This window comes from bacterium, from assembly GCA_030655055.1.
Lineage (GTDB): Bacteria > Edwardsbacteria > AC1 > AC1 > EtOH8 > UBA5202.
Window position 1 is genome coordinate 1 of sequence record JAURWH010000109.1, and the last position, 8,178, is coordinate 8,178.

The following is an 8,178-nucleotide window of genomic DNA, read 5'->3' on the forward strand; positions in this document are numbered from 1 at the left end:
TTGCCGGGCAATTGGTGAAGGAGTTGTATCAGGGAGAATTGGCCGGAGGACGGCATGAATTTGAATGGGATGCCAGGGACGGTAGCGGGGTCAGGGTCAGCAACGGCCTGTATCTTACCCGGGCTGAATCCGGCGGATCCGCAGTTACCAGAAAATTATTGGTGGTGAGGTAAATATGAAATATAAAATAATAATGCCGCTTTTCTTGACGCTGGTTGCGGCCCTTTATCCTGCCTGGGCCGGCGTTAATCTGCTTGAATCCACAGAACAGGGTGTGATAGTGGAGCTTTCCTGCCCCCAACCACAGTTTGAGCAAGTATTAATAAACGGAAAGGAATATTTCCGTGTCTCGGCCCAGGGCTGCCCAGGCCTGGCCGAACCCGGCCTGCCGGCCCTGCCGATAGTAGGAACGATGATATTGGTTCCGCCCAACACCATCCCAGAGATAGTTTCATCCGAACCGGCCATGGCCGTGAACTATAAGAAGATTCCGGCCCCGGCTTCCGAAATATTGATCAACAAGGAAACTGTTCCTGACCCTGGTTGTTACCGGGGAAGCCGGGTCTATCCTGCAGACCTGGTCACCATTTCCCATCCGGTAAGGGCCGGCCTCCACAAGGTGGCTTTCATTTCCTTTAAACCGGTGCGGTTCTCTCCGGCCGGCAGCAATTTGTCATATGTAAAAAGCATCAAAGTCCGGATCAGGTTCCGGCCCGTCGGCCTGGGCGACCAGCCGCTGGCATCGGGGAAATCCGCCCAGCTGGCAACAGGGATAGGGTGGATCGCTGCCAAAAGCGCCGCCAATCCAAATCAGATGATAGGCTGGGCCTCCCGTCCATCTTCTTCTAAACAAGCAAAATCAGGCGTTTGGGCCGACACGCTTCCCTACAAGATATTCATAGAGGAAGAAGGTATTTATAAGATCGGTTATTATGATTTGATGCAGGCCGGGCTCAATCCCGGATGGTTCGATCCCCGCAGCTATAAATTGTTCAATCAGGGCCGGGAAGTTCCCATCTATTTCAAGGGGCAGGCTGACGGAGTGTTTGATCCGGAGGATTATTTCGAGTTCTACGGCCAGCGTTTAAAGGGGGACAGCAGTTACTACCACCCCTACTTCCGGAACAATGTCTACTGGCTGGGGGCCGGAGGCAGTTTCGGCGCCAGGATGATAGAGGAGGATGGAAGCCCGGTAAGCCAAAACTATGTCCTGCCTGGATCCTTCCGGGATCAGGTCCATTTGGAAAAGGACAGTCTTTTTTGCCGGCTGAACAGCGAGTACAGCGATCAGACCGACCGCTGGTTCTGGCGCCGGATTGATGAAGGCGACAGCATGGTTTATAACTTCTTCCTCCCCGGGCCTGACCCCGAAGCGGCCGACAGCGTTACCCTGTCCTTAGGTTTTCACGGATACACCGCCCTGCTGCCGGACACCTTTAACGACCATTGGGCCATTGCCACTCTGAATGACGATACCTCGTTCAATAATATCCGATGGGACGGTCAGGCCCCCAACATATTTAGAGCGACATTAGATCCCTCAGTTTTGATCGACGGCCAGAATCGGCTGGTGCTAAGGCACGGTCCGCTGGGTGCCATCGACAGCTACTTTTTCAACTGGATGGAGTTGGAATATTCTAGAAACTATAAGGCCGATGGCGGAGTTTTGGCTTTTAAGCCTCCTTCCCAGGGATCAGACAGCCTGTTCCGTTATGAAATAGACGGATTTGAGAGCCAGAGCATAGACCTGTATAAGCTGGGGATTAGCAAAATTACCGGAACCCAGGTGGTGCGGGATCCTGACGGAGTGGACTACAGGCTGACCTTTGATGACAGGGCTTCCGCCCAAACCGGCTATTTTGCAGTGCAAAATGACGACCAGCACAAGCTGAAACCCAAGGCCATTGTTGCCAACCATATCCCGGCACCGGCCCTGACGGACCCCTCCCAGTCATCCCAATATCTGATAATAACCACTGAAGAATTCCTGGCGCCGGCCACAAGATTGGCCGCCATCCGGGGAACACAGTATAGCGGGGCCAAGGTGGTACTGGCATCCGACATCTACGACGCCTTTAGCTATGGGATACCCTCGGACCACCCGATCAAAGAATTTTTGCGCCAGGCATTTATGACCTGGCAGGTCCCGCCGGCCTATGTTTTGCTGCTGGGCGGCGGCAGTTGGGATCCCCGCAATCTTTCCGGGCATTCTTCCTCCGATAAAATACCGGTGCATCTGACCCGGACCTCCGACTTTGGCCCGACTGCAGACGACAATTATTATGCCGACATACTGGATGATGATCAATTCTCTTCACTGCCGGACATCGCGGTGGGCAGGATCCCAGTCTATACTGCCAACGACTGTCAGATCTGGGAAGCCAAGCAATTGTCATATGAACAGCAGCCTCTGCTGGACCAGTGGCAGCGTGATTTTATGCTGATAGCCGGAAGGAATACAAATCCCGGGGACGCGTTTGACGTGGAAAGCAACCTACTGGCGGCCATGTTGGATCCCCGTTACACTGTTTCAAAGGTCTATCACAGCAATCCTGCCACCACCCAGGATCTGATAGACCAGTTCAATGAGGGATCTATTTTGGTGGGGTATAACGGGCACGGGGGCGGCCAGGTATGGTCCCACGACAGTTTTTTTAGAATCGATGAGGTGGCCATGCTTAATAACTGGGGCCGCTGGCCGTTTGTGTGTGCGTTCACCTGCTACAGCGGGGCTTTTGACATTCCTGATACAGTGTCCTTGTCCCAGGCCATGCTTTTAAAGACCTACAGCGGGGCGATAGGTGTTTTTTCCAGTTCAGGGCCGTCATGGGGAATATTCAATGAGCCCCCGGCCTTAGAGAAGGCATTTTTTGGGGCAGTAGATGATTATGAACTTACACGTTTTGGCGACATTGTGATCAGTTCCAAGTTTGAAATGGCTGCCAGATACGGCACGGTTTCGGGACAGCCGGGAGAAATGATAACCAGCTTTAATCTGCTGGGTGATCCCGGCATGCGCCTGGCTGTTGCCCGCCGGGGCATTGAAATTGCAATGCTTCCGGCTTCGCTTTTGCCCGGAGATTCCGTCACGGTTAACATAAGCGGTGGCTTCAAAGCCGGGAGCATCACCCTGCTTTCCCTTTGCGACTCCGCCGGCAATCCGGCAGTCAGCTATTCTGTGTTCTCCGACTCGGCAGGCAAGGTGACTGCAAGGGTCCAGGTTCCTCCAACCATGGTCCCAGGGAAGGCCCTGATGAAGGCCTTTGTCAAGGACGCCGACAGCAGCTGGGCCGCCTGCGGAGAAATGGGGATCGGCCAGCCGGTCTTTTACGGCACAACCGCCACGCCGGCCTGCCCGGTCAATCTGGTGGACAGCGTTGATATCGTCAGCGGAGCTTCCAGCCTGGGGGGGATAGACAGCGTCTGGTGCGAATGGCGAACATCCTCCAGCAGGGCTGATACGAGCGGACTTCAAACAACATTGATGGACAGCACCGCTCCCGGTTTCTACAGACTAAAAAACAAGATCATCAATTCCGGGACTTCCGATACGGTGCTTAATTACCGAATCTGCCTTTCCGGACCGGGGGTTGCCAAAGCCGTAAGCAAATGGTGTTATCACCATCTTTTGACCCGCTCCGACCTGGCGACCCAGAAAAAAATCAACGGTAACGACAATGTCTGGTTCGGCGGCAAACGGCGTCTGACAATATTTGCTGACATCCATAATAACGGGGAAATTACTGCGGACAGCATCCCGATACATATTTACCGCTACAACAACGAGCTTCCCCCCACGGATTCGGTGACTGTGATGCTGGATTCCATTCTGCCCGGAACCAAGGCGGTGGTGGCTGTACCCTGGACCATGGGCCCGGGAAGGGAGAGGGACTCGATAGAACTTTCCATAGACCCCTTTGCCAAAATCCTGCCGCCGGAACAGGATACCAGCAACAATCATTTTTCTTCGAACTATTTTGACCTGCCCAAGTATCCAGACACTAAAGTTTACCGCCAATTGGGCCTTCTGGGAAGCGGCGATACAGTGACATTGCTGCAAGCGGACCCTCAGATCAGATATTACCTGCCCGATTCCAGTCTGAACGACAGCGCCGTTTCGATAGTGGGAGCCTTCCCCTTTGATCAATATTCACCGCTGAATCCGGCCAGCCAGCCTGGATTGAAAATGATCGGGGACGACTTCCGAGACGCCTATTTTGTGAATCTTACCGATTCAACCCGGGGACTGTCCAATGGAAAGAAATTATGGGTCAGTCTGGGCTGGCCTCAGTTGAGGGAGGTCGAAGACCTGAGCCTGGTGAACATTTACAGATTCAATACCCGGCAGGAATTATGGCAAAAAGTTCCAGGCGGAGCCGATACTCTCAGCGTCTGGGGCAATTCGGATTCGTTGGGCACCTTCATGCCACTGATCGGAACCGACACCACTGCTCCCCTGATCACCGCCAGGCTGGAACAGCAGGCTACCGGCTGGGGCAGTGAAGTAAGGGTTTCCCGACCCCAGTATTCGGTGCTGATCGAGGATCCCAACGGCATCAATCTGGATTCAGTCTGGGTGAAAAAGGACGGGGCGCTGGTTCCCCGCAATGAGTACAATCTGCCGACCCAGCCCCAGGACAACAGCAGCGTGCCCCTGGCCTATGCCCCGTATCTGGCCGACGGGCAGCATAATCTGGAGTTCGGGGCCTGCGACAACCTGGGCAACAGCTCGGCGGTCTCGGTGCAGCTGACGGTGGCCGCCCAGTTCGGGCTGTATGAGCTGGCCTGTTATCCCACTCCCGTCGACGGGAGCTATGCCACTTTTTACTTTTTTGTGGGCGACCATGCCGACAAGTACGAGCTGAAAGTATTCACCGTGGCCGGAAGGCTTATCAAGACCTTCAATGGCGGGTATGCCTCCGGCGTCAAGACCCTGCGCTGGGATGTTGACGATGATTCCGGGCAAAAAGTGGCCAACGGGGTGTATTTTTACACACTGCAGGTTTGGAACGGGGACAAACAGCAGAAGAAGACCGAAAAACTGGCTGTTTTACGATAAGGATGATGAATATGAAAAGAATAATTATCACCACCCTGCTGCTGATCGCGGCCGCCACGGCCAACGCCGAAAGTTACGGCGGGGAGTTTTTGAACCTGGGGGTGGGCGCCCGGGCCCAGGGCCTGGGAGGGGCTTACGGGCCTTTGGCTGATGACGCCAGCGCCATTTACTGGAACCCGGCCGGGCTTTCCGGCCTGGTCCGCCCGGAAGTGATGTTCTGCCACACCCAGCTATTTGGAGGGCTGGCCAACCATGATTTCCTGGGCCTGGCCTGGCCCTTGAACAAGCGGCTGAGCCTGGGGCTGGGCTGGATCCGGCTGGGGGTGGACAATATCCCCCGTTTTTCATACGATGTGGGGTCCTTGTCAACCGGAAGCTTTGGCGACAATGAGAATGCCGTCTACCTTTCGGCTGCTTTTCAACGGGAAACCGCCCCCTGGGGCAAACCATTAAAGCTTTCGGCCGGGGGAAGCGTCAAGATAATATCCAACAAGCTGGACGACCGCCAGGCCAGCGGGCTGGGGCTTGATTTTGGACTCCAGGCCAAGATTTGGCTGGCGGAGTGGCTGGCCGCCAGATCGGCCAACCAGGTGATAGTGGGGATGGAGCCGGCCGTGGTGGGGCGTTCCAACTGGGGAACCCTAGGCTTGAGCCTGGCCGCCCAGGATATAGGCGGGACCAGCATCTCGTGGAACACCGCCAGTCAGCACAGCGATGTCCGGCCGGCCGGATACAAGGCCGGAATAGCATACACCCAGCCGGTCTATCCCTGGCGCAGCCAGGTGATATTATCGGCCGAAGCTTCAAGCCAAAGCTATCAAAACGGCCGGCTGGGGGTGGAGGTAGGCTACCGTGATCTATTGTCCGCCAGGCTGGGCCGGGATCAAAACGAACTGGTCTGGGGCGGGGGAATGAAGGTCTGGAGGCTGAGGTTCGATTATGCCTATACCCCCCACCTGCTGGGCAGCTCCCACCGGGTGGGCTGCAGCTTTAAGCTTTGATACCGATCACCATGGTGCCGTTCCTGCAAAGCGCTGCCTTCCCGGCGGCGCTTTGTTATGTTTTATGCTTGCAAGCAAAAAGTTAGTATGATAAAATGTAAAAGTAAATCAAGGCTTAAACTGCCGGATCAAATAAATATATCGAGCATAAAAACCATGAACGCCAAAGAACAACTGCAGATCATAAAACGGGGGACCCTGCACCTGATGCCGGAGGAGGCCCTGTTGTTAAAGCTGGAGAAGGCCATAAAGGATTCCCAGCCCCTGAACATAAAATACGGGGCCGATCCCTCGGCTCCGGACCTGCACCTGGGGCACGCGGTCTGTTTCAAGAAACTGAAGGAATTCCAGGACCTGGGGCACCGGGTCATTTTCGTGATCGGCGATTTTACCGCCATGATCGGCGACCCCACCGGACGGTCCGAGACCCGCAGGCCGCTGACCCGGGAACAGGTCCAAAACAACGCCGCCACCTACATGGAGCAGGTGTACCTGCTGCTGGACCGGGACAAGACCGTGGTGGCCTATAATAATGAATGGCTGTCAAAGCTCAACCTGAGCGACGTCATCAACCTCAGTTCCAAGTTCACCGTGGCCCGGATGCTGGAGCGCGACGACTTCAGCAAGCGCCACAAAAGCCAGGCCTCGATCGGGGTGCACGAGTTCCTGTATCCGGTGATGGTCTCCTACGACTCGGTCCATCTCAAGACCGACGTGGAAGCCGGGGGCAACGACCAGCTGTTCAACTTCCTGGCCGGCCGGGAACTGATGCAGGAACTGGGGATGGAGCCCCAGGCGGTCCTGACCGTCCCGATCCTGGTGGGGACCGACGGCGTCAACAAGATGAGCAAATCGCTGGGCAATTACATCGCCATCAAGGACAGCCCCAAGGAGATGTTCGGGAAGACCATGTCCATACCGGATTCCGCCATTTTGACCTATGCCCAGCTGGCTGCCTTTTACGGCGACGAGCAGCTGAAGAAAATAAAAGACCGCCTGGAAGCCGGGGAAAATCCCCGGAACATCAAGGCCCAGGTCGCCCGGGACATCACCACCATCTATCACGGCGCCGCCAGGGCGGAGGCGGCCTCGGCCGAGTTCGACCAGATGTTCCGGAACGGCGGACTGCCGGAGAACCTGACCGAGCATGACCCCGGAGCCGACAAGGTCTGGATAGTAAAACTGATCACCGGGGCCGGCTGCGCCAAGAACAGCTCCGAGGCCAGGCGGCTGATAGAGCAGGGCGGGGTCCAACTGGACGGCCAAAAGATCACCAGCGTTGACGCCGAGGTGGAAATCAAGGACGGGGCCATCCTCAAGGTGGGGAAGAGAAATTTTGTAAAGATGAAAAGATGAAGACAGCCGGCCCCATAAAACCCAAGGCCAACCGCCTAAGGCCGGCGGTGTTCCTTGACCGCGACGGGACCATCAACTACGACACCAACTACGTCAAACTTCCAGGGCAGGTGAAGCTTTTGCCCGGGGCGGCCGAGGGCATCCAGCTGCTGAACCAAAACAATATTTTAACGGTGGTGTCCAGCAACCAGTCAGGGGTGGCCCGGGGATATCTGACCATCAAGACATTGGAGATGATCCACCGCCGGCTTAAAACCCTCTTAAAACGGCAGGGCGCCAGCCTGGATGCCATCTATTACTGCCCCTACCATCCCGAAGAGAAACATCACTGCCGCAAGCCCGGCATCGGCATGGCCCTGGCGGCCCAAAAAGATTTCGGCATAGAACTTTCCCGTTCTTACATGATCGGAGACAGCCAGAGCGACATGGAATTCGCCCGCAACATGGGGGCCAAAAAGATACTGGTGCTCAGCGGCAAGTCAACCGGCCGGGAAGCCTGGGTTAAAAAGGCCGGGGTGGACTGCCTGGCCCAGGACCTATTGGGCGCGGCCCTGTGGATAGTCAATGACCTGAGATCCAAAAAAACCGGCCAGGGTGTAAGGCTTGATGCTGCCGGAAGTAAACCTGCGGTTAAAATGTCAAAGATTAAAAGATCATAGCCGGCCCAAGCCAGAAACGCAGAGGTTTCTGGCTGTTGTGTTTTTGCTTTTAATTAATTTACAAAGCTGCCAATGATTTTCTGAAATTAATTATAACCATTAA

Annotated in this window: 4 protein-coding genes; all 4 read left to right on the forward strand. The window is 55.5% G+C overall.

Annotation, left to right across the window (positions count from 1 at the left end):
• The first annotated feature begins 175 nt into the window (after positions 1–175).
• The 4 genes from Q7U71_04895 to Q7U71_04910 all read left to right on the forward strand — a co-directional run bounded on the left by Q7U71_04895 (position 176) and on the right by Q7U71_04910 (position 8,075).
• Positions 176–5,059 carry a C25 family cysteine peptidase gene (locus Q7U71_04895; protein MDO9391096.1) on the forward strand — a complete coding sequence of 1,628 codons (4,884 nt, stop codon included), beginning with the start codon at positions 176–178 and terminating at the stop codon, positions 5,057–5,059.
• Positions 5,060–5,070: 11 nt separating this feature from the next.
• On the forward strand, positions 5,071–6,060 hold the full coding sequence (locus Q7U71_04900; protein MDO9391097.1) for a hypothetical protein: 990 nt from the start codon (positions 5,071–5,073) through the stop codon (positions 6,058–6,060).
• A gap of 156 nt (positions 6,061–6,216) precedes the next feature.
• The gene (gene tyrS, locus Q7U71_04905) at positions 6,217–7,416 is read left to right on the forward strand and encodes a tyrosine--tRNA ligase (GenBank protein MDO9391098.1); all 1,200 of its coding nucleotides are present in this window, start codon (positions 6,217–6,219) and stop codon (positions 7,414–7,416) included.
• The gene (locus Q7U71_04910; protein MDO9391099.1) at positions 7,413–8,075 is read left to right on the forward strand and encodes an HAD family hydrolase; all 663 of its coding nucleotides are present in this window, start codon (positions 7,413–7,415) and stop codon (positions 8,073–8,075) included. Before tyrS ends, Q7U71_04910 begins: the two co-directional genes overlap by 4 nt.
• Positions 8,076–8,178: the final 103 nt, after the last annotated feature.